The following is a 19,358-nucleotide window of genomic DNA, read 5'->3' as shown; positions in this document are numbered from 1 at the left end:
ATGAACAGACAGCCGGTCCTCGAAGGGGACCGGCTGGTCCTGCGTCCCCTTCGCGCGGACGACTGGGACGCGCTCTACGCGGCCGGATCGGACCGCGAGATCTGGGCGGTTCACCCCGCCCACGATCGCTGGCAGGAACCGGTGTTCCGCCAGTTCTTCGCCGACGCACTGGATGGCGGCGGCGCTTTCGCCATCATTGACAAAGAGAGCGGCGCCGTGATCGGCTCCAGCCGCTATGGCGTGCCCGAAGCGGGCGAAATCGAGATCGGCTGGTCCTTCCTTGCCCGCGCCCACTGGGGCAGCGGCCTCAACGCCGAAATGAAGCGCCTGATGCTGGAGCACGCGCTGGCGCATTTCGAGCGGGTGATCTTCAAGGTCGGCGCGGAAAATCTGATCTCACGCAAGGCCATGGAGCATATCGGCGGGCGGCTGACCGACCGCTCATTCGAGCGCGAGACCTGCGGTGTGGTGGGTGTCCATGTGATCTACGAGATCACGCGCGAGAGTTTCGCGGCGGGGCCTTTGAAGAACAAGGGATAAGTTCTGGGGGATGATCCCCCAGACCCTCGAAACGTCTTCGTTGTACCCAGCCTATATGTCCCGCGCGCCTTGCGGCGCAGTCAACAAGTCTCCCGACGCAGCCATGGGCGCGCTTCGCGGTTGGTCCGCGTGACCTGGACGGTACCGGGGGTGCAGGGGGGGCTATGCTCCCCTGCCTTTACTCTTCAATCCCTTACCCGCGAAGCGACTGCATCCGCTGCAGATACCGCGCCAGCACGTCGATTTCGAGGTTCACCCCGTTACCGGCCTTGAGCGCGCCGATGGTGGTGACTTCCGAGGTGTGCGGGATGATGTTCAGCATGAAGTGGCAGCTGCCGTCGCTCTGGTCGGCCACGTCGTTCACGGTCAGCGAGACGCCGTCCACCGTGATCGAGCCCTTGGGGGCGAGATAGGGCGCCAGTTCGGCGGGGGCCGCGATCACGAAGCGCTTGGAATCGCCTTCGGGGGTTACGCTGACCACGGTGCCAACGCCGTCGACATGGCCGGTGACGATGTGGCCGCCCAGTTCGTCGCCCAGCTTGAGCGCCGGTTCGAGATTGAGCTGCGTGCCTTGCGCCCAGCGGCCGTCCACCGTGCGCGATACCGATTCGGCCGAGATGTCTACCGCGAACCAGGCGTCTCCCGCCACGCCGCCCTTGTCCACCACTGTCAGGCACACGCCCGAACAGGCGATCGACGCGCCCATGGCGATGCCGGCGGGGTCGAAGGGGCAGGTGATGACCGCGCGCAGGTCGCCGGTCTGGCGGGCTTCGCGGATCTGGCCGACGGCGGTGACGATTCCGGTGAACATGGCTACCTTTCGAGCGGCTGCTCAGATGATTTTGCGGTCTCGTAGACTTCGAGCGTGTCGCTGCCAAGCTGTCGCCGCTCGGCGAGCCGCCATTGGCCATGCGCATCGGCAAGGCGCAGCAGGCCGAAGTCTGCAAGCGCGGGGCGGCCGCCGACGAGGATCGGCGCGCGGTAGATCAGCAGGCGGTCGACCAGCCCGGCGCGCAGGAACGAGGAGGCCGCGCCCGCGCCGCCTTCGACGAAGAGGTGCTGGGTGCCTTCCATGGCGAAGATCGCCTCGGGCGAGGGCAGTGCGTTCCAGCCTTCCGGCACCGCGCCGCGGGTGAGAACCCAGCGCCGGGGACTGCGTGTCTCGAGGCCGGGGAGGCGCACGTCGAGCCGGGGGCGATCTACCCGCAAGGTCGCTCCGCCCACGAGGATGGCATCGGCCCTGGCGCGCATGGCGTGGGTGTGGGCGCGGGCCTGGGGGCCGGTGATCCACTGGCTTTCGCCGCCGGCAAGGGCGATGCACCCGTCCAGCGACAGCGCCAGTTTGAGTGTGACTTCCGGGCGGCCGAGCCGCTTCGAGAGCAGATAGCCCGAAAGGCTCCGTTCGCAGGCGGGCGAGGGCAGGTGGCGTGCCGCGATCCCGGCGCGCAGGATGCGCGCAAGGCCGGAGCCGGAGGTGCGCGGATCGGGGTCCATGCACCCGATCACCACCCGCGCGACGCCGGAGGCGCTGACGAGATCGGCGCAGGCGGGGCCGCGCGCGGATTCGTGCGCGCAAGGTTCCAGCGTGACGTAGAGCGTCGCCCCGCGGGCGGCGTGGCCTGCGGCGGCGAGCGCCACCGCCTCGGCATGGGGGCGGCCGCCGGGCTGGGTCCAGCCCCGCGCGATGACCTTGCCCTCCTTGACGAGGATCGCGCCGACGCCCGGATTGGGGCGGCTCGCGGGCCGTGCACGCGCGGAGAGAGAGGCGGCGGCGGCGAGCCAGCGCGCGTCCTGGATCACTGTTCGGCGGGCTCCCGCGCGGGCTGCTGGTCGATCTGCGGAAGCGAGCGCCCTTCGGGCAGGCGCGGCGCGCCGATCTCTTCAAGCTCGGCCTTCTTGCGCGCGGCTTCCTCGACCTCGGCGTCGTGCGCGATCTTGTCCACGTCCATCCCGGACATGCGGCCGATGGTCTTGTACATCTCGCGCACGTCCTTGTCGCGCCGGGCAAGCTCGGCGGCCCAGGCTTCCTTGCGCTTCTGGTTCTCGACGTTGGAGGCCATGATCTGGGCATCGGTGCGATGCGCCGGCAGGACCGAGATATAGGTCACTTTCGGCGGCGGATGCGGCCCGCGTGCTTCCTGCGTGGACATGAGATAGAAGACCGAGAACGTGCAAGCGGCGGAAACCGCGGCGATGCGCCAGCGGTTTTGTCCTGCTTCCTTCCACACGGCGCGGAAATCCGCGACCATGCCGGTAGGGCTGACGTGCTTCCAGTATCCGGAACGATTGAACAGAGCCATGCCCGGCTATGTAGTGCCTAACGGGGCGGAACGCTACCCGAACGGCACATAGAGCGACCTGCCGTTTTCCCGGAGCCAGCGATTGGCCGAAGGCACGCTGCCCTCGAAGATTCGTCCCAGAAAATCATGAAATGCGGGCGAGTGATCGAAGTGGACGAGGTGCGCGACCTCGTGCGCGACCACGGAGCGGCGGACGGCATCGGGTGCCATGATGAGCCGCCAGTTGATGCGAATCGACCCGTCCGTCGCGCAGCTTCCCCAGCGCCGCCGCGCGCTCGACAGCGAGAGCGGCGGGGTCGGCTGGTCGGCGCGGTGGCAATATTCGGCAAGATCGACCGAGAGCACGTCCCGCGCCTCGCTTTCCAGCCAGCGCTTCAGGCGCGCGGCCAGCGAAGTGTCCGGGCCGCCGACGAGCAGTTCGCCATCGTCGGGCACCGGGCGGCGGGGCAGGGCGGGGTCATGGCGGATCGTGAAGCGGTGCCCCCGGAAATCGAGCGCGGCGCCGTTGCCGAGGGGGCTGGCCTGAGGCAGCGCCTCGATCTGGATCGCCAGCCAGGACTGCTTGGAGCGCGCGAATTCCAGCGCATCTTCCGAGCGGGTCCAGCGGGGGATCGAGATGCGGATCTCGCTGCCGTCAGGCGCCAGGCGCATGGTCATCCGCCTCGCCTGGGCGAGCCTGCGGATCACCACCGGAACCTGCCGCCCGGCGATCTCGATCACCGGTTCCTCGCGAGGGTCTCGGCGCAGCCAGTCCAGCACGGGTTCAGTCGGTTTCCCAGGGCGCGGGGCCTTCGGGTTCGAGATACTCGTCCCCGTCCTCCTCGTCGCCATAGGGCCAGACGATGTGGTTTTCGAGCGGCCCGGCCACGGTTTCGCTGATGACCTTGCCCGCCACCGAGATGCCGGCTGCGTGAACCGCGTCGCGATCGCCGCAGACGAGGTAGTGCCATTCGGGCAGCGGTTCCCCGTCGGCGCGCAGGCGGTAGGCGCAGCTTGGCGGCAGCCATGAAAGGTTGCCCGCCGTCTGCGGGGTCAGCTTCATGCAGTCCGGCACGAACTTGTGGCGCCGGGAATAGTCGCTGCACTGCGCCGTCTTGAGGTTCAGCAGCTTGCAGGCGACGTTGGTGTGGTAGATTTCGCCGGTATCGGCGTCCTCCACCTTGTGCAGGCAGCACTGGCCGCAACCGTCGCAGAGCGCTTCCCACTCCTCTCGGTTGAGCGTCTCGATCGGACGTTCCCAGAAGGGCCGGGTGACGCTCACTTCACCCACTTGGCCAGTTCGGCGGACACGGCTTCCGGCCCCTTGTCCACCGGCAGCATGGCGATCGGCTTGCCGTCCGGGTCCATGAGATAGGCGATGCGGCTGTGGTCCATCAGGTAGCCGCCGGGCGTGGCTTCGCCCTTCTTGTAGTAGACCGCGAAGGCATCGGCCGCCTGCTTGACTTGCGCGGGCGTGCCGGTGAGGCCGTAGAGGCGCGGGCCGAAGGCGGCGGTCCACTGGCCGACGATCTCGCGGGTGTCGCGTTCGGGGTCGATGGTGATGAAGATCGGCTGCACCCCGGCGGCCTGCGCGGCATGGGCCTTTTCGAAGAGGGTGAAGCCGCGCATCATCGCCTGCACGTCCATCGGGCAGGCATCCGGGCAGAACGTGTAGCCGAAGTAGACGATGCGCCACTTGCCCTTGAAGGTATCCCAGGTCACGGCCTTGCCGTCCTTGTCGCTCAGCGTGAAGGGGCCGCCGATCTGCGCGCCTTCGAGCGGCGGCGCCTCGGTTGCGGCCTGCTGGCACGCGGCAAGGGACATGCCCATGGAAAGGGCAAGTGCGATCGGTGCAATCCGGCGGAACAGGTATGTCATGGCGCGCCGCTTCATGCTCTGCTAGAGCCCGCCATGCAAGGGTGCGATGCCGGAAGGGAAGGCCGGTTTTCACGGTCGCCCTGTTTATCTGGAGGTAATGAAGGTGCCTAAGACCATGTCCGGGAACGTGTCGCAGCTTTCGCGCAGGATCCTGAAGACGGGGCCGGTCAGGATCGTCGTCGCGGCGATGGCGGCAGGCCTGATGTTCGCTTCCCCCGCCCATGCCGACTTTTCCGACGGGTACAAGTTCCTCGAATCGGTAAAGAAGAAAGAGGGCGAAAAGGTGGAGCAGGCGCTCATGGCGAACGGCCAGATCGTCAACGCCAAGGACGTGACCACCGGCGAAACCGCGCTGCTGATCGTGACGGGCCGCCGCGACATCACCTGGCTCAGCTATCTCATCGACAAGGGCGCCAACGTCAACGCCTCGGACGATCGCGGCCGCACGCCGCTGGCCGTTGCGGTCAGCCTCGGCTGGCGTGAGGGCGTGGCGCTCCTGCTCGACAAGAAGGCCGTGGCCGACACGTCGAACGATGCCGGCGAAACCCCGCTGATCTTCGCGGTTCACCGCAAGGACACCGACATGGTCAAGTCGCTGCTCGAAGCGGGCGCCGATCCCAGCCGTGCGGACAATTCGGGCCGCAGCGCGCGCGACTATGCCGGGCAGGAGGCCCGCGGCAGCTCGCTGGTCTCGCTGCTCGAGGAATATGCCAAGAAGAACACCGGAAAGGCCAAGGCGGTCTACGGTCCGAGCTTCTGAGCACCATGATGGAACAGGCTGATACCCTCGAAGCGCTGCGCCGCCAGCTTGCCCCCGCCATCGCCGATGCCGCCGCGTTCGACGGCTGGACGATGGATGCGGTGCGGCAGGCCGCCCATGTCGCGGATGTCGATCCGGCCCTGGCCGAATTCGCCTTCCGCGACGGGCAGATGGCGATGATCTCCGCGTGGATCGGCCATGTCGACGAGCAGATGGCGCGCAGCGTGCCCGCCGCCTCGCTGGCCGGCGTATCCATCCGCGAACGCATCCGCCGCCTCGTCATGGCGCGTCTCGATGCCGTGGCCGGGCGCGAGGAGGCGCTCAACCGGGCGCTCACCATCATGTCCATGCCGCAGAACCTCAAGGCCACGCTGCGCCTCGGCTGGCACAGCGCCGATGCCATGTGGCGGCTCGCCGGAGACACGGCGACGGACTACAACCACTATACCAAGCGCACGATCCTTGGCGGCATCTACGCCGCCACGCTGCGCGTCTTCGCCACCGACAAGAGCGAGAACAAGGCCGAGACCCGCGCCTTCCTCGACCGCCGGATCGAAGGAATCATCCGCTTCGAGAAGACCAAGGCCCAGTTCCTGCGGGCGCCGGAAGAACGGATCAGCCTGGTGCGGCTGCTGGGCCGGCTGCGTTACCCGGCGCGCTGATCTTTCACGAAAAAGCGCCGGGGAACTGCGCGAAGGCGATCCCCGGCTCCTTTTTCGAGGAAATACCGGACTTTCCAGGGGGCCTTGCGCGCCTTGCCCGATACCCGCCGGCGCGGCCGCGCGGCCTCGGCCGGTCTTCCGGGCCTGCCTGCATTGTTAGTTATTGCGAACAAGTTGCAATCGCTCTGCCGATCTGGCAGCGGAGCCGCATGACTCTCGATCTGCTCCCCATCGACCAGCGCGCTCGAATCGTCGCGGTGGACTGGAATGCCCTCGTTCCCGAAGAAGCCCGCCGCCTTCGCGCGCTGGGACTGGAGGAGGGGGCGACCGTCTCGGTATCGCACCGCGGCGTCGCCGGAGGGCGCGACCCGATCGCCATCGCCATCGGCCGCATGACCATCGCCGTGCGCCGGGCTCACGCCCATGCCATGGAGGTCGCGCCGGTATGAGCGGCCAGCGCAAGATCGCCCTCGTCGGCAACCCCAATGCGGGCAAGAGCGCGCTGTTCAACGCGCTGACCGGCGCGCGCCAGAAGATCGCGAACTATCCGGGGGTTACCGTGGAGCGCAAGTCGGGCCGCCTCGTGCTGCCGACCGGCGAGCCGGTGGAAATGACCGACCTTCCGGGTGCCTACAGCTTGGATGCGACCAGCCCCGACGAGGAAGTGACCTCCAAGGTCATTGCCGGTCACTTCACCGGGGAAGCCGCGCCCGATGTTCTGGTGGTCGTTCTCGACGCCTCGAACCTTGAGCAGCACCTTGTTTTTGCGCAGGAAATTCTTGCGCTGGGCAAGCCGACCGTGGTCGCGCTCAACATGGTGGACCTTGCCGAGCGTGACGGTCTGGTGATCGATCCCGCGGTGCTTCAGGAAGAACTGGGCGTGCGGGTGATCTCCACCGTCGCCGTGCGCCGCCGCGGCCTCGTCGAACTTGCCGAAGCGATCGCCTCGGCGGAAACCCGCCATCCGGGGCCGGGCCTGACCGCGCTTGGCGCCACCGAGCGCCGCGTTGCCGCCCATGCCATGGCCGACGCCGCGATCCTGTCCGAATCGAAGCGCCACCGCCTCCACGCGAAGCTCGACAAGGTGCTGCTGCACCCCTGGTTCGGCTTCCTCATCATGATGGCGGTGTTCTTCGTGATGTTCCAGGCGGTGTTTGCCTGGGCGACGCCGTTCGCTGATGCGCTGGATGCCGGCGCGGGCTGGCTGCACGATACCGTGAAGGGCGCGATGCCCCCCGGCTTGCTGCGCGACCTCCTGACCGACGGTGTGATCGCCGGCGTCGGTGCGGTGATCGTGTTCCTGCCGCAGATCGTCATCCTCTTCGCCTTCATTCTGGCGCTGGAAGCCTCGGGCTACATGGCCCGCGCGGCCTTCCTGATGGACCGGCTGATGGCGTTCGTGGGGCTTTCTGGCCGCAGCTTCATTCCGCTGCTCTCCAGCTTCGCCTGCGCCATTCCCGGCATCATGGCCACCCGTTCGATCACCGATCCCAAGGACCGGCTGACCACGATCCTGATCGCTCCGCTGATGACCTGTTCGGCGCGCCTGCCGGTCTATGCGGTTATCATCAGCGCCTTCATTCCCAACAATGACATCGGTGGAGGCGTACACCTGCAAGGCCTCGTGCTTTTCGCGCTTTATGTCGCGGGCATCGTCGGGGCCATGGTGGTGGCGCTGATCCTTCGCAGCACGGTTACCAAGGGTGCCGCTTCGGGCTTCATCATGGAGATGCCGAAGTATCAGTTGCCCCGTCTCAAGGACATGGCGATTGGCCTGTGGCAACGTGCGTGGATCTTCCTGCGCCGCGCCGGCACGATCATCTTCACTGTCACCGTGGTGCTCTGGGTGCTGCTCAACTTCCCGCAGGCCAAGCCCGGCGAGAGCCAGGTCGACGCCTCGATCGCGGGCAAGATCGCCAATGGCCTTGCCGTGGTGGTGGAACCGATCGGCTTCAACCGCGACATGGCACTGGCACTGATCCCGGCCATGGCCGCGCGCGAAGTGGCGGTCTCCTCGCTGGCGACGACTTATGCCGTCGATGCCGGGGACGACGAGGATGCGCAGGCGGTTGAACTGGGCGACCGGCTCAAGGGCCGCTGGACCCTGCCGATGGCGCTGGCGTTCCTGGCCTGGTTCGTCTTCGCGCCGCAGTGCATGTCGACCATCGCCGTCACCCGCCGCGAGACCAACGGCTGGAGGTGGCCGATCTTCATGCTCGCCTACCTGTTCGGCCTTGCCTACGTGGCGGCGGGCGTGACCTACTGGGTCGCGGTGGGGGCTGGGTTGTAGAAAACCCGCCTCGGCAGACTCGCGCCCGGGCTCGCCATTCGCTACCCCGTTCGCCGAATTTATACAGGAAAGCGATTCCCTCATGGCAGGCAGCGTCAACAAGGTCATTCTGATCGGCAACCTCGGAGCCGATCCCGAAGTGAAGTCGTTCCAGAACGGCGGGCGCATTGCCAATCTGCGCATCGCGACCTCGGAAAACTGGAAGGATCGCGCCACCGGAGAACGCAAGGAGCGTACCGAGTGGCACTCCGTGGTGATCCAGAGCGAAGGCCTGGTCGGCGTGGTCGAACGGTTCCTGCGTAAGGGCTCGAAGATCTACATCGAAGGCCAGCTGCGCACCCGCAAGTGGCAGGACCAGAACGGCAACGATCGCTACACCACCGAAGTCTCGGTCGGCGGCATCGGCGGCGTGCTCACCATGCTTGACGGCGCCCAGGGTGGCGGCGCTGGCGGCGGCGGCGCGCGCGGCGGTTCCGGCGGCGGCTGGGGCGAAGGCGGCAGCAGCGGCGGTTCGTCGGGCGGCTTCGGCGGCGGCAGCCGTTCGGGCGGCGGTTCGGGCAGCGGTTCGGGCGGAGACTGGGGCCGCAGCGGCGGCGCCGCGGGCGGCGCGTCTTCGGGCGGTGACGACTGGGGCCGCACGGGCAGCACCGGCGGCGGCTTCGGCGACGATCTCGACGACGATATCCCGTTCTGATCGTTCGCGAACCACATCATGGAAAAGGGGGCTTTCGGCCCCCTTTTTCGTATCCGTCAGGTCCGTCAGGGCTATCCCCCGAAGTCGCTCATTCCTTGAGGCCAAGTCCCTTGAGCGCGGCGAAGGGGCCGCTGTCCTCGGGCGTGCCGATCCCGGCGGCCTTGCGGGCGGCATCGGCGTCCGGCCCGGTCAGGAACGGGTCGATCGCAAGCGCAAGGCTCTGCGCCACGGCTTCGCCAAGGTCGAAGTGCGTGCCGGAATACTCGATCTCGTCGCAATCCTCGGCGGCCAGTTCCAGTTCCTCGTCAGGCGCATGGTCCGTCGCTTCGGGGACGAAGCGGAAGAACACCGGCTCGTCCACCGAGACGGCGATATCCTCTGCCGAGACAGCGCAGGCCTGGACGAATTCCGCCTTGATCCTGCCGCGGACATCGACCTTGCGGTCCCTGCGCGAGAGTTCGAGGTCGGCCGACAGCGAATCGATCCGCACGAGCATGAAGCGTTTGGCCAGGGCGGCGCGCTCGGCCTCATCGGCGGCGAGATGCGCGGCCTTGCCTTCGACCTGCCGGATGTCGAGGCTGCGGGAAAATTCGGGCTTGATGTTGGGGGTATCGGTCATCGCGCAATGCTCGCGTTCAGGATCTCTTGATCGGAAAGGGTATCGAGCCGGGCGGCCAGTGCCTGGACGTGCCCGGCCAGCTTGAGGGTGTCTGCGGCGCCGTTCAGCGTCACGTTGCGTTCCAGTACGCCCGCCAGTTCTTCCGCGCCCAGCGGCAGCGCCTCGCGCAGCGCGCCGATGCGGCCGCCCAGCACGCTCATGAGCTTGCCCATGCGCTTGCCCACCACGAGGTCGCCCACGCCCGACTGGCGAAGCTGCCCGTCCATGTCCTCGACGAACAGCTCGGTCAGGCGCACGGAAGGTTCGATCAGCGTCCCGTCACGCTCCATCCGCAGCATCACGAGCGCCAGCACCAGCGTTACCGCGTCGAAACGGCCCGGCACGCTGTCGGCCACGCCGAATTCGGCATACCAGGGCTTCTCGCGGGCGATCTCGACCACGCGGTGCCACAGCGGACGGACCTCGGCACGGGTATCGGATCGCTTGCCGACGAGACGGGAAAGTATGGACACGGGACAGTCTGACCTTTCGTTCATCGGCAATTCAATCGACCTGCCCCAACGCCCATTGCGTGACGGGCTGGCGGGCTCTAAGGCTCGGTGCCGTTATCTGGCCGATATATGGGCCCTGTGCCGGCTGGCAATGCCCGGCGCAGGTCCAGGCCCCGAATGGAGTGGGAAAATGCGCAGTTACGGTCACATGGCTAAAGCGGCAGGCATCGCGCTGGCGCTGGCTGCGCTGACGGGAGGTTGTTCCTCCATCCGCGATCACCGCGGCTACCTCGTCGACCAGACGCTTCTCGATTCGGTTCAGCCCGGCATCGACAATCGCCTCTCGGTGGAGAAGACCCTCGGCCGCCCGACTTTCATCAGTCAGTTCGGCGAGAAGGACTACTACTACATCTCGCAGACGGTGAAGACCCCGCCGTTCCGCCGCCCGCAAACCTCTGAACAGACGGTGCTGCGCGTGCGATTCGACCCGGCCGGCAACGTGGTGGGCGTGGACAAGCGCGGCATCGAGGAAGTCGCCCGGATCAACCCCGATGGCGACAAGACGCCGACGCTGGGCCGTCATCGCGGCCTGCTCGAAGACCTGTTCGGCAATATCGGCGCCGTCGGCGCAGCCGGCATGGGCGGCAGCACCGGACCGACCGGCCCCGGCCCGAACGGCAGCTGATCCCGGCAGCGAAAGTTGCCGCTGCAAAAAGCCGCGCGACATGCCTGAATGTCGCGCGGCTTTTTTGTGTCCGCCGCGGCCCGCTTTCCTCGGGTCTTCGGGTGCTTTTGCCGGTCCGGCGGACTGCTCACGGCTTGAACCGTGCGAACGCGGCCATATATCCCGCGGCATGGACAATAGCGGGGCGAGCCACGGCCTGATCCAGTGGCACGGAACGACCATCATCGGCGTGAAGAAGGGTGACAAGACCGTCATTGCCGGTGACGGGCAGGTTTCCATGGGCAACACCGTCATGAAGCCCAATGCGCGCAAGGTGCGCCGCATCGGCGACGGGAAGGTGATCGCGGGCTTCGCCGGCGCCACTGCCGATGCCTTCACCCTTTTCGAACGGCTGGAGCGCAAGCTGGAGCAATATCGCGGCCAGCTCATGCGGGCCGCGGTGGAACTGGCGAAGGACTGGCGCACCGACAAGTATCTGCGCAACCTCGAAGCGCTGATGATCGTGGCCGACGCCGATACCCTGCTGGTGCTGACCGGCAACGGCGACGTGCTGGAGCCGGAAGGCGGCATCACCGCGATCGGTTCCGGCGGGAACTATGCGCTCGCCGCCGCCCGCGCGCTCGACGACTATGAAGAGGACGCCGAGCGCATCGCCCGGCGCGCCATGGCCGTCGCCGCCGACATCTGCGTCTTCACCAACGACCGTGTCACGGTCGAGACCATCTGAGATCATCGAAAACATGAAAGACAACCTGACCCCGAAGGCGATCGTCCGCGCCCTTGATGAGCACATCGTCGGCCAGACCGAAGCCAAGAAGGCCGTCGCGGTGGCCCTGCGCAATCGCTGGAGAAGGCAGAAGCTCTCGCTCGAACTGCGCGACGAGGTGACGCCGAAGAACATCCTGATGATCGGCCCCACGGGCTGCGGCAAGACCGAGATCAGCCGCCGCCTCGCCAAGCTGGCCGATGCGCCTTTCGTGAAGGTGGAAGCCACCAAGTTCACCGAAGTCGGCTATGTCGGCCGCGATGTCGAGCAGATCGCCCGCGATCTGGTGGAAGAGGCGATCCGCCTCGAAAAGGAACGCCGCCGCGAATCGGTGCGTGAAGCCGCTTCCAAGGCGGCGATGGAGCGCCTGCTCAATGCCCTTGTCGGCGAAGGCGCCTCCGAGGCGACCCGCGCCTCCTTCCACCAGCGCATCACCGAAAACGCCATGAACGAGACCGAGGTCGAGATCGAGGTCGAGGACGGACCCTCGGCGCCGATGGAGATCCCGGGCATGGGCGGCTCGGTCGGCATGATCAACCTGTCGGACATCATGGGCAAGTTCGGCGGTCCGAAGCTGACGCGCCGCAAGATGAAGGTGCCTGACGCCTGGGACAAGCTGGTCGACGAGGAGTCGGAAAAGCGGATGGACCAGGACGATGTGGCCCGCACCGCGCTGGCCAATGCCGAGACCAACGGCATCGTCTTCCTCGACGAGATCGACAAGATCGCCGTGTCCGACGTGCGCGGCGGCTCGGTCAGCCGCGAAGGCGTGCAGCGCGATCTGCTGCCGCTGATCGAGGGCACCACCGTTGCCACCAAGTACGGGCCGATGAAGACCGACCATGTCCTCTTCATCGCCTCGGGCGCGTTCCACCTCGCCAAGCCTTCCGACATGCTGCCCGAGCTTCAGGGCCGCCTGCCGATCCGGGTAGAGCTGAAGGCGCTGACCGAGGCCGATTTCGTGCGCATCCTCTCGGAAACCCGCGCGAACCTGGTGGCCCAGTACCGGGCGCTGCTCGCTACCGAGGAGGTTTCGGTGGAAGTCACGAGCGACGCGGTCAGCGAAATCGCCCGCATCGCCGCGCTGGTGAACGAGAGCGTCGAGAATATCGGCGCCCGGCGCCTGCAGACGGTGATGGAAAAGCTGCTCGAGGAACTCAGCTTCGAGGCCGAGGACCGCAAGGGCGAGACCGTGACCATCGACGAGACTTACGTTCGCGACAGGCTGGAAGGCCTCGCCGGCAACGCCGACCTGTCGAAGTACATCCTGTAAATCCCGATAGCCCCGGACTGCCGCCCCGGATCGCTGCCGCGCAAGCGGCGCGGTCCGGGGCGGTGTTCATTTGTTCCTTGAATGTTCTTGCTGGCCGGCTAGTCTCCCTCGCATCAGAAGGAGATTCGCAATGACGCTCGAAGGTGGATGCCAGTGCAGCGACGTTCGCTACACTGTAGAGGGTGAGCCGGAACACGTCGCGCTTTGCCACTGCGCCGATTGCCGCAAGTCGTCCGGCGCGCCGACGGTGGCCTGGGCCGCTTTCAAATCGCCGGAATTCACGGTGACCGCTGGCCAGGCCAGCGTCTACAACTCCAGCGGCAGCGCCATGCGCCACTTCTGCCCGCGCTGCGGCACCGGGCTGTGGTACACGAACGAGGAATACCTGCCCGGCCTCGTGGATATCCAGGTCGCCACGCTCGACGATCCCGATGCCCTCCCGCCCGGAGCCCATATCCAGGTTGCCGAGCGGATCGGCTGGATGAAGCAGATCGGCGATCTTCCCGAATTCGAACGCTATCCGGGGTGAACGGCTCCGCGCCTCCTGCGGAAGCCGGAGACGAGCGGCTGCAACTCCGTCTGGACCGTGATGGCGCCTGTTTTCATGGCGGGCTGGCTTTGCCGATTCTCGATGCGCTTGCCGGGGTTCTGGCGAAATGGCCGGACGGCCGGGCCGGAACCCGGATCGCGGGAGGTGCCGGACTGGCGCGGCTGCTCGGGCCGGAAGCGCCGGTCGGTGCGCGACTGGCGGAACTGGCCGGTCTGCCGGTGCGCCCGGTCAGGGCGGTGCTGTTCGACAAGAACGACCGGGCCGACTGGTCGCTGGGCTGGCATCAGGACCGGACGATCGCGGTCCGCGCCGAAGCGGATTTGCCGGGCTTCGGGCCTTGGACCGTCAAGCAGGGCATTTGCCATGTGGAACCGCCCTTCGCGTTGAGCGAAGGGATGCTGACGGTGCGCATTCATCTCGATCCGGTCGATGCCGGAAACGCCCCGCTGCTGATCGTTCCGGGCTCGCACCGGCTGGGACGCATCGCGGTGGCCGATGTGGACGCGATCGTGGCGCGGGCGCCGGTGTTCTCGTGTCTGGCGGACACCGGGGATGTCTGGATCTATCGAACCCCGATCCTCCATGCCTCCCACGCGGCCCGGCCCGGCCGTCGCCGCCGGGTGCTCCAGGTCGATTACGCTGCCGGGGACTTGCCAGCCCCGCTGGAGTGGCTAGGCATCTGACATTCGAAATTGAGAGAGATGCCGATGTACCAGACGCCCGAAGACCGCCCGATCTACCGCCTGCTCACCGGAGCGGACGACCGCGCCTTTTGCGAGCGTGTGTCGGAAGCACTGGCGCAGGGCTGGCGGCTCTACGGCTCGCCCTCGCTATCGTGGGATACGGCCGAGAATTGCATGAAGGCGGCTCAGGCGGTGGTGTGGCACGAGGCCGACGTTGTCAAATAAAGTGCCGGCGCGCCGCATCCTGAAAGCGCAGCCGCGCGTCAGGCGAAGACGACACCGGGGATAAGCGCCGCCGCGACCAGGGGAGCCAGCGCTGCCATGTGCAGCAGGATTGCGGACAACGGGGGGCATTTCACGTGCGGGAGGCTCCGGGTCGGAAGGGGCATGGCGGAGAAACCCCCGACCCCTTCCGATGGTTCCCGCAAGCAGGCGGTCCCGCCTTATTCTGCCGCTTCGATCATCGCTTCGGCTTCGGCGGCCTGGCGCGCCCACATTTCCGCATAGAGCCCGTCCTGCCGCAGGAGCTGGGAATGGGTGCCGCTCTCGGCCAGGCGCCCGTCATTGAGCACGAGAATCCGGTCCGCATCGGCGATGGTCGAAAGCCGGTGCGCGATCGACAGGCTGGTGCGGTTCTCGGATACGCGGTGCAGCGTGGCGAGGATGTCCTGCTCCGTGCGGGTGTCCAGCGCGGACGTGGCTTCGTCGAGCAGCAGGATCGGCGGGTTCTTGACCAGCGTGCGGGCGATCGCCACGCGCTGTTTCTCGCCGCCGGAAAGCTTGAGGCCGCGTTCGCCCACTTCGGTGGCGAAACCCTGCGGCAGGCGGTCGATCAGGCCCATCAGCGCGGCGCCCCGCGCGGCGTTTTCCACCTCGTCCTGCCCGGCGCCGTCGCGGCCATAGGCGATGTTGTAGCCGATGGTGTCGTTGAACAGCACCGAGTCCTGCGGAACGATGCCGATGGCGGCGCGCAGGCTGGCCTGGGTGATCCCGGCGATGTCCTGCCCGTCGATCAGGATGCGGCCCTGCTGGGGATCGTAGAAGCGGAACAGCAGCCGCGCGAGCGTGGACTTGCCCGCGCCCGAAGGGCCGACGACGGCGAAGTTCTGTCCGGCCGGAACCTCGAACGAGAGGCCCTTGAGGATGCGGCGGTCTGGCTCGTAGCCGAACTCCACATTGTCGAACACCACCGAGGGCCGGCGGATCACCAGCGCCGGGGCGCCGGGCTTGTCAGAGACTTCCTGCGGTTCGTCGAGCAGCCGGAACATTTCCGCCATGTCGATCAGGCCCTGCCGGATCGTGCGATAGACCATGCCGAGCATGTCGAGCGGGCGGAAAAGCTGCGTGAGGTAGGTCTGCACGAAAACGAGCTGACCGGCCGTGTACTGGCCCTTGTACCAGCCCCAGACGGTATAGCCCAGCGCGCCCGCCATCAGCAGGTTGACCACCACGCCCTGCGCGATGTTGAGCAGCCCGAGCGAGTTCTCGCTCTTGACCGCCGCGACCGCATAGGCCCGCGTAGCCTGGGCGTAACGCTCCCGTTCGCGGTCCTCGGCGGAGAAGTACTTCACCGTTTCATAGTTGAGCAGCGAGTCCACCGCGCGGGCCAGCGCTTGCCCGTCCAGCCGGTTCATCTGTTCGCGCAGCTTGGTGCGCCACTCGGTGATCGTGCGGGTCACCCAGATATAGGCGGCGATCGCCACGGCAGTGGCGATGACGAGGCCGGGGCCGAAATTGATGTAGAAGATCACCGCCACCACCAGCAGTTGCAGGATGGTGGGCGCGATGTTGAAGAGCATGAAATAGAGCATCGTGTCGATGCTCTTGGTCCCGCGCTCGATCGTCTTGGTCACTTCCCCGGTGCGGCGGGCAAGGTGGAACCGCAGCGAGAGCCGGTGGAGCTGGCCGAACACGTTTTCCGCCAGTTCGCGGGTCGCATCCTGTCCCACGCGCTCGAACACGATGTTGCGGAAGTTGTCGAACGCGGTCTGGATCAGGCGGCCCGCTGCGTAACCCAGCACCATCAGCATCGCGAGCTGCACCAGCTTCGGGCCGGTGGCGCCCATCAGGTCGACCGCCCACTTCATCAGGTAAGGCAGGGCAAGCTGGGTTGCGGTGGAAAGCAGGATGAACACGCAGGCCCAGACGATCCGCCAGCGCAGCGCCGGATTCCCGGCAGGCCAGAGATACGGCATGAAGCGCAGCAGGGTGCGCCAGCCATCGTGGCGGGCGCGGGAATCGGTTACGGCGGTGTCTGGCGGCATCGCTGCTATTTAGGGTGTTCGCGTCGATAGACAATCGCGTCCGGGAATTCGCGGAAAGAGGGCGGTTCCCGCTATCGCCCGCGCGGTGGACGGTGCGCGGCGGGGCCTCTTCACGATCCCTTCGGCATGTCGAACAGGATGCGGCGCGTCGAGAAGTCTATCGCGATCCGCTTGAACACCCTGAGTTCGCGCATGCCGAGGAAGATCGCGGGGCGTTTGCGCAGGCTCAGTTCCTTGAAGGCGGGGGCATCGGCGAAGGCGATCACCACGTTGGAAATGTTGACGTCGCTGATCCTTAGCACTTTCGCCACGCCGAGACCGGCGGGCAGTTCGTGGCCGGTGACGCTGAGCAGGGTGGTCTGGCCGGCGGACCTTTCGCGGATCGCGCGTTGCAGGGCGAGGTTGCCGATGGTCGAACTGGCGCCGGTGTCGATGACGACGTCGGCGCGGATACCGTCGATCAGCGCATCGGTGAGGATGAGGCGCCCCTCGCGCTTGCGGGCGCGCACCACGATCTCGTAACCGCTGCTGCCGCCCAGGCTCTGGGCGTCGCCGATGGCGATGGTATTGTGCACGAAGTCCAGCACGACCCGCTGCCCCTGCAGGCTGTCCGTGCCGACGATCCCGTCCGCCCCGATGTGCTGTCGTTCCAGCAGGGGCACGGTAAGGTCCGTGTAGTTCTTCTGCCCGATATCGAGCGACTGGAGCTGTGCGGTGGCCACGCTGCTGGTGCCGCCCATGCTGATGACGCGCACTTCCGGCCCCTGCACGAGCCCGAGCCTGCCCGCCAGCGTGCTGGAGACCACCGTGTTCTGCGATCCCGTGTCGATCAGGAAGCGGTAGGGGCCCTTGCCTTCCAGCCCGACGTCCACGGTCATCCGGTCGTCGATGTCGGCCTGGCCCTGCACGGTTTCGGTATCCTGCAAGGCATCCTTGATGGAGCCTCTCAGGGCCAGGGCCGGAGGGTCGGCGCCGGTGGGTGCCGGCGTCCCGGATACGGCAGGAGGGCTCACGCCCAGAATCACCGATTCCGCGATAAGAAGTGCCTTCGCAAGCATGCTTGCGGCCATGTCATCCTCCCCGCGGGGTTGATCCCCGTCGGATTGTTGTCAGGCATGGACACTACCATGAAACGCGAGTGGAACAAAGGAAACTCGCGGGTTCGGGGGTGGCTGCGTCCCGAATCGGGAGGTGCCTTCGCGCAGCATTTTCCGCAGCAATATCGCCGGCGATCCGCGCGGCGGCATGAGCCACGCGCCAGTCAGCGCGCGGCGGCTTCTGCCACGATCAGGCCGCTGCGTTCGAAGGCCGCGCGCAAGTCCGGGTCCTCGACGAAGCGCGCCGGGTCTGGAGAGGCGCGTTCCCAACGGTCGTACTTCCAGCTGTTGGATATGCCCTTCATGTGGCGATAGCCGAATTCCGGGGAGAGGGTGCGGTTGTGGGGCGATCCGAAGACGTTGTGGACCGACCATGTGTACTTTGCATCGTGGCGCGCATCGGGAACGATGCACCACTTCGGGGGGCAGATCTCCTGCTCTTCCCGGTCGCGCAGGAGAAAGTCGCCGTGGCGGCAATCCTCGGGCGTGGCGGCGCGGTGGTTGGCGCTGCTGATCCATGCACCGCCGAACTTGATGAAGCCCGCCTTCGAGGCTTCGGTTTCGGCGAAGATCGATCGTTCCCGGCTGGAAAGGACGAGTTCGTCTATATCGACGTTGAGCACGCTGCGTGCGCGGCGCAGGAAGCGGAAGCGCGCGTGCTGGAGCGATCCGGTCTGGCAATAGTCCGAATCCCAGGGCGTCTCCCGGCCGTCCACCGCCCCGGCAAGACCGCCCTGCGGCCCGTAGATGAAGGGCCAGTCGACCACCGCGACAGCCATGTCCGGGAAGGCCTGCTCCAGCGCGGCGCGCAGTTCGCCAAGGGTATAGGCGGTCGAGCCGTTGTCGTAGAGCAGCACGCCGTCGGCGCCGTGGATCGCGACATAGAAGGCGATCCAGTCCTTGATCCAGCGGATGTCGTTGTTGCGGGACAATGTGTGGATCACCCGCCGTCCGGCGAAAAGGTGCGAGAGGTCGGGCTGGACGGTGATGTCGAACCGGCCGAGAGCTCCGTCCAGCAACAGGGTATCGCCATCATGGCGCAGGCGGATTTCGCAGCCCTTGCTGCGATCCACGAGGCGGGCCTTGGGCCAGAGCGGCCGGAACTTGCTGCGCAGGCCCTCGGCCGCCTTCAGCATCGGCAGGAAGTTCAGGAATGGCGGCCCCTGAAGCACCACCTCCGGCCCGGAGCGATAGACGTCGTAAAAGATCGTGCGCCAGTCGAACTGCGCGGCATAGGCGGCGTTGCGCAGGTTCTCCGGCCGGGGAGACTGGCGCACGATCCCCCGGTCCTCGGCGACGTGGCAGGCGGAAAGGGAGATCGTTTCGTCCATCGGTGCAGGTCTCTGTGCGGCTGCGCTCAACGAGCGGCCTGGAGGCGGTTGGCGACGGTCCGCGCGAAAGGCAGCGATGAGGCGAGGCCGAGGAGGTCGTCGAGCGCGGGGTGGCGCAGCAGGAACAGCGTCGCCAGCCAAGCCGCCACGCCGGCGATCGTGGTGGCGAGCAGCATGGCGAAGCCGAGCTGCGCGGGCGGCGTCCAGAACAGGTAGCACAGCGTCAGCGGGGCGATTGCGGCCAGCGTCGCGGCGGCGCTGCGGGCATAGATGTGCAGCAGGGCGCGCACGTCGAAGCGAACCAGTCCGTGAATGAAGCGCGCATAGAGGCCGAGCCAGAGCGCACCGTAGACAAGGCGCGAGGCCGCGGCGCCCTCCAGCCCCCAGAGGCAGCCGAACGCCAGAAGCGCGATGGAAAGCACGGTATCGGCGATGTTGAAGGCGAGCAGGCGGTTGAGCCGTCCCAGCAGGATCGGCAGGTCGCTCACCAGCGGCA

Annotated in this window: 24 protein-coding genes (1 of these 24 running past the window's edge); 12 read left to right on the top strand and 12 right to left on the bottom strand. The window is 66.9% G+C overall.

Features of this window, described 5'->3' with window-relative positions:
• Positions 1 to 540 carry a GNAT family N-acetyltransferase gene (locus ACLIMP_RS15765; protein ID WP_324696685.1) on the top strand — a complete coding sequence of 180 codons (540 nt, stop codon included), beginning with the start codon at positions 1 to 3 and terminating at the stop codon, positions 538 to 540.
• Between the two features lie 193 nt (positions 541 to 733).
• Here ACLIMP_RS15765 and ACLIMP_RS15760 read toward each other — a convergent pair whose 3' ends face one another.
• The 6 genes from ACLIMP_RS15760 to ACLIMP_RS15735 are packed head-to-tail and all read right to left on the bottom strand — an operon-like array spanning position 734 to position 4,697.
• Positions 734 to 1,351 carry a riboflavin synthase gene (locus tag ACLIMP_RS15760; protein WP_054438501.1) on the bottom strand — a complete coding sequence of 206 codons (618 nt, stop codon included), beginning with the start codon at positions 1,349 to 1,351 and terminating at the stop codon, positions 734 to 736.
• A gap of 2 nt (positions 1,352 to 1,353) precedes the next feature.
• The gene (ribD, locus tag ACLIMP_RS15755) at positions 1,354 to 2,340 is read right to left on the bottom strand and encodes a bifunctional diaminohydroxyphosphoribosylaminopyrimidine deaminase/5-amino-6-(5-phosphoribosylamino)uracil reductase RibD (protein ID WP_324696682.1); all 987 of its coding nucleotides are present in this window, start codon (positions 2,338 to 2,340) and stop codon (positions 1,354 to 1,356) included.
• Positions 2,337 to 2,840 carry a hypothetical protein gene (locus ACLIMP_RS15750; protein ID WP_054438506.1) on the bottom strand — a complete coding sequence of 168 codons (504 nt, stop codon included), beginning with the start codon at positions 2,838 to 2,840 and terminating at the stop codon, positions 2,337 to 2,339. The genes ribD and ACLIMP_RS15750 overlap by 4 nt, the downstream gene beginning before the upstream one ends.
• Positions 2,841 to 2,873: 33 nt before the next feature.
• Positions 2,874 to 3,599 (bottom strand): M48 family metallopeptidase, encoded by a 726-nt coding sequence (locus tag ACLIMP_RS15745; protein ID WP_324696679.1) that lies wholly within the window; start codon positions 3,597 to 3,599, stop codon positions 2,874 to 2,876.
• A gap of 4 nt (positions 3,600 to 3,603) precedes the next feature.
• Positions 3,604 to 4,110 (bottom strand): YcgN family cysteine cluster protein, encoded by a 507-nt coding sequence (locus ACLIMP_RS15740; RefSeq protein WP_324696677.1) that lies wholly within the window; start codon positions 4,108 to 4,110, stop codon positions 3,604 to 3,606.
• Entirely contained in the window at positions 4,098 to 4,697 is a 600-nt protein-coding gene (locus tag ACLIMP_RS15735; protein WP_324696675.1) for an SCO family protein, read from the bottom strand. The genes ACLIMP_RS15740 and ACLIMP_RS15735 overlap by 13 nt, the downstream gene beginning before the upstream one ends.
• Positions 4,698 to 4,800: 103 nt before the next feature.
• Here ACLIMP_RS15735 and ACLIMP_RS15730 point away from each other — a divergent pair, with 103 nt between their 5' ends.
• The 5 genes from ACLIMP_RS15730 to ssb all read left to right on the top strand — a co-directional run bounded on the left by ACLIMP_RS15730 (position 4,801) and on the right by ssb (position 9,103).
• On the top strand, positions 4,801 to 5,457 hold the full coding sequence (locus tag ACLIMP_RS15730) for an ankyrin repeat domain-containing protein (RefSeq protein ID WP_243692741.1): 657 nt from the start codon (positions 4,801 to 4,803) through the stop codon (positions 5,455 to 5,457).
• A gap of 8 nt (positions 5,458 to 5,465) precedes the next feature.
• The gene (locus ACLIMP_RS15725; protein WP_054438541.1) at positions 5,466 to 6,119 is read left to right on the top strand and encodes a COQ9 family protein; all 654 of its coding nucleotides are present in this window, start codon (positions 5,466 to 5,468) and stop codon (positions 6,117 to 6,119) included.
• Between the two features lie 209 nt (positions 6,120 to 6,328).
• Positions 6,329 to 6,568 (top strand): FeoA family protein, encoded by a 240-nt coding sequence (locus tag ACLIMP_RS15720; RefSeq protein ID WP_185996756.1) that lies wholly within the window; start codon positions 6,329 to 6,331, stop codon positions 6,566 to 6,568.
• Positions 6,565 to 8,409 carry a ferrous iron transporter B gene (gene feoB, locus ACLIMP_RS15715; protein ID WP_054438513.1) on the top strand — a complete coding sequence of 615 codons (1,845 nt, stop codon included), beginning with the start codon at positions 6,565 to 6,567 and terminating at the stop codon, positions 8,407 to 8,409. Before ACLIMP_RS15720 ends, feoB begins: the two co-directional genes overlap by 4 nt.
• Positions 8,410 to 8,491: 82 nt before the next feature.
• On the top strand, positions 8,492 to 9,103 hold the full coding sequence (ssb, locus tag ACLIMP_RS15710) for a single-stranded DNA-binding protein (RefSeq protein WP_054438515.1): 612 nt from the start codon (positions 8,492 to 8,494) through the stop codon (positions 9,101 to 9,103).
• Positions 9,104 to 9,191: 88 nt separating this feature from the next.
• On the opposite strand, the gene ACLIMP_RS15705 is transcribed toward ssb, so the two are convergent.
• The gene (locus ACLIMP_RS15705) at positions 9,192 to 9,722 is read right to left on the bottom strand and encodes a YceD family protein (RefSeq protein ID WP_082370393.1); all 531 of its coding nucleotides are present in this window, start codon (positions 9,720 to 9,722) and stop codon (positions 9,192 to 9,194) included.
• Positions 9,719 to 10,234, bottom strand: coding sequence for a ubiquinol-cytochrome C chaperone family protein (locus ACLIMP_RS15700; protein ID WP_185996758.1), 516 nt, complete (start codon positions 10,232 to 10,234; stop codon positions 9,719 to 9,721). The genes ACLIMP_RS15705 and ACLIMP_RS15700 overlap by 4 nt, the downstream gene beginning before the upstream one ends.
• Positions 10,235 to 10,403: 169 nt before the next feature.
• Between ACLIMP_RS15700 and ACLIMP_RS15695 the strand changes: the two genes are divergently transcribed.
• The 6 genes from ACLIMP_RS15695 (at position 10,404) to ACLIMP_RS15670 (ending at position 14,395) form a co-directional block, all read left to right on the top strand.
• On the top strand, positions 10,404 to 10,898 hold the full coding sequence (locus tag ACLIMP_RS15695; protein ID WP_207906139.1) for an outer membrane protein assembly factor BamE: 495 nt from the start codon (positions 10,404 to 10,406) through the stop codon (positions 10,896 to 10,898).
• Between the two features lie 169 nt (positions 10,899 to 11,067).
• Positions 11,068 to 11,625: an ATP-dependent protease subunit HslV gene (hslV, locus tag ACLIMP_RS15690; RefSeq protein ID WP_054438519.1), complete on the top strand. Its 558-nt coding sequence runs from the start codon at positions 11,068 to 11,070 to the stop codon at positions 11,623 to 11,625.
• Between the two features lie 13 nt (positions 11,626 to 11,638).
• Complete coding sequence (gene hslU, locus ACLIMP_RS15685; RefSeq protein WP_054438521.1) at positions 11,639 to 12,937, top strand: ATP-dependent protease ATPase subunit HslU; 1,299 nt, start codon at positions 11,639 to 11,641, stop codon at positions 12,935 to 12,937.
• A 130-nt stretch (positions 12,938 to 13,067) separates the two neighbouring features.
• Positions 13,068 to 13,466 carry a GFA family protein gene (locus ACLIMP_RS15680; RefSeq protein ID WP_054438523.1) on the top strand — a complete coding sequence of 133 codons (399 nt, stop codon included), beginning with the start codon at positions 13,068 to 13,070 and terminating at the stop codon, positions 13,464 to 13,466.
• Positions 13,463 to 14,170, top strand: a complete 708-nt coding sequence (locus ACLIMP_RS15675; protein WP_443477947.1) for a phytanoyl-CoA dioxygenase family protein — start codon at positions 13,463 to 13,465, stop codon at positions 14,168 to 14,170. The genes ACLIMP_RS15680 and ACLIMP_RS15675 overlap by 4 nt, the downstream gene beginning before the upstream one ends.
• Before the next feature lie 24 nt (positions 14,171 to 14,194).
• Positions 14,195 to 14,395 carry a DUF1737 domain-containing protein gene (locus tag ACLIMP_RS15670; protein ID WP_021235064.1) on the top strand — a complete coding sequence of 67 codons (201 nt, stop codon included), beginning with the start codon at positions 14,195 to 14,197 and terminating at the stop codon, positions 14,393 to 14,395.
• Between the two features lie 218 nt (positions 14,396 to 14,613).
• Here the strand turns inward: ACLIMP_RS15670 and ACLIMP_RS15665 are convergent, their stop codons facing one another.
• From ACLIMP_RS15665 to ACLIMP_RS15650, 4 genes are all read right to left on the bottom strand, one after another.
• Entirely contained in the window at positions 14,614 to 16,434 is a 1,821-nt protein-coding gene (locus tag ACLIMP_RS15665; protein WP_132469742.1) for an ABCB family ABC transporter ATP-binding protein/permease, read from the bottom strand.
• A 110-nt stretch (positions 16,435 to 16,544) separates the two neighbouring features.
• Positions 16,545 to 17,504, bottom strand: a complete 960-nt coding sequence (locus tag ACLIMP_RS15660) for an aspartyl protease family protein (protein WP_324696660.1) — start codon at positions 17,502 to 17,504, stop codon at positions 16,545 to 16,547.
• 191 nt (positions 17,505 to 17,695) lie between these two features.
• Positions 17,696 to 18,862 carry a hypothetical protein gene (locus ACLIMP_RS15655; protein ID WP_324696658.1) on the bottom strand — a complete coding sequence of 389 codons (1,167 nt, stop codon included), beginning with the start codon at positions 18,860 to 18,862 and terminating at the stop codon, positions 17,696 to 17,698.
• A gap of 26 nt (positions 18,863 to 18,888) precedes the next feature.
• Positions 18,889 to 19,358, bottom strand: the 3' end of a protein-coding gene (locus ACLIMP_RS15650) for an oligosaccharide flippase family protein (RefSeq protein ID WP_443477946.1). The gene runs 1,045 nt beyond the window's last position; only the last 470 of its 1,515 coding nucleotides appear in the window; its start codon lies off the right edge, out of view — the gene reads right to left on this strand; its stop codon occupies positions 18,889 to 18,891.

Origin of the sequence: Novosphingobium aeonii (assembly GCF_052279045.1) — a bacterium.
In the GTDB taxonomy this organism is placed as follows: domain Bacteria; phylum Pseudomonadota; class Alphaproteobacteria; order Sphingomonadales; family Sphingomonadaceae; genus Novosphingobium.
This window is presented reverse-complemented; position numbering and strand designations above follow the sequence as displayed.

Coding starts and splice junctions, on each gene's coding strand:
- ACLIMP_RS15705 (WP_082370393.1), bottom strand. CDS start 9,722: ATGACCGATACCCCCAACATCAAGCCCGAATTTTCCCGCAGCCTCGAC.
- ssb (WP_054438515.1), top strand. CDS start 8,492: ATGGCAGGCAGCGTCAACAAGGTCATTCTGATCGGCAACCTCGGAGCC.
- ACLIMP_RS15760 (WP_054438501.1), bottom strand. CDS start 1,351: ATGTTCACCGGAATCGTCACCGCCGTCGGCCAGATCCGCGAAGCCCGC.
- feoB (WP_054438513.1), top strand. CDS start 6,565: ATGAGCGGCCAGCGCAAGATCGCCCTCGTCGGCAACCCCAATGCGGGC.
- ACLIMP_RS15765 (WP_324696685.1), top strand. CDS start 1: ATGAACAGACAGCCGGTCCTCGAAGGGGACCGGCTGGTCCTGCGTCCC.
- ACLIMP_RS15680 (WP_054438523.1), top strand. CDS start 13,068: ATGACGCTCGAAGGTGGATGCCAGTGCAGCGACGTTCGCTACACTGTA.
- ACLIMP_RS15670 (WP_021235064.1), top strand. CDS start 14,195: ATGTACCAGACGCCCGAAGACCGCCCGATCTACCGCCTGCTCACCGGA.
- ACLIMP_RS15655 (WP_324696658.1), bottom strand. CDS start 18,862: ATGGACGAAACGATCTCCCTTTCCGCCTGCCACGTCGCCGAGGACCGG.
- ACLIMP_RS15720 (WP_185996756.1), top strand. CDS start 6,329: ATGACTCTCGATCTGCTCCCCATCGACCAGCGCGCTCGAATCGTCGCG.
- ACLIMP_RS15695 (WP_207906139.1), top strand. CDS start 10,404: ATGCGCAGTTACGGTCACATGGCTAAAGCGGCAGGCATCGCGCTGGCG.
- ACLIMP_RS15660 (WP_324696660.1), bottom strand. CDS start 17,504: ATGGCCGCAAGCATGCTTGCGAAGGCACTTCTTATCGCGGAATCGGTG.
- ACLIMP_RS15725 (WP_054438541.1), top strand. CDS start 5,466: ATGGAACAGGCTGATACCCTCGAAGCGCTGCGCCGCCAGCTTGCCCCC.
- ACLIMP_RS15665 (WP_132469742.1), bottom strand. CDS start 16,434: ATGCCGCCAGACACCGCCGTAACCGATTCCCGCGCCCGCCACGATGGC.
- hslV (WP_054438519.1), top strand. CDS start 11,068: ATGGACAATAGCGGGGCGAGCCACGGCCTGATCCAGTGGCACGGAACG.
- ACLIMP_RS15750 (WP_054438506.1), bottom strand. CDS start 2,840: ATGGCTCTGTTCAATCGTTCCGGATACTGGAAGCACGTCAGCCCTACC.
- ACLIMP_RS15735 (WP_324696675.1), bottom strand. CDS start 4,697: ATGACATACCTGTTCCGCCGGATTGCACCGATCGCACTTGCCCTTTCC.
- hslU (WP_054438521.1), top strand. CDS start 11,639: ATGAAAGACAACCTGACCCCGAAGGCGATCGTCCGCGCCCTTGATGAG.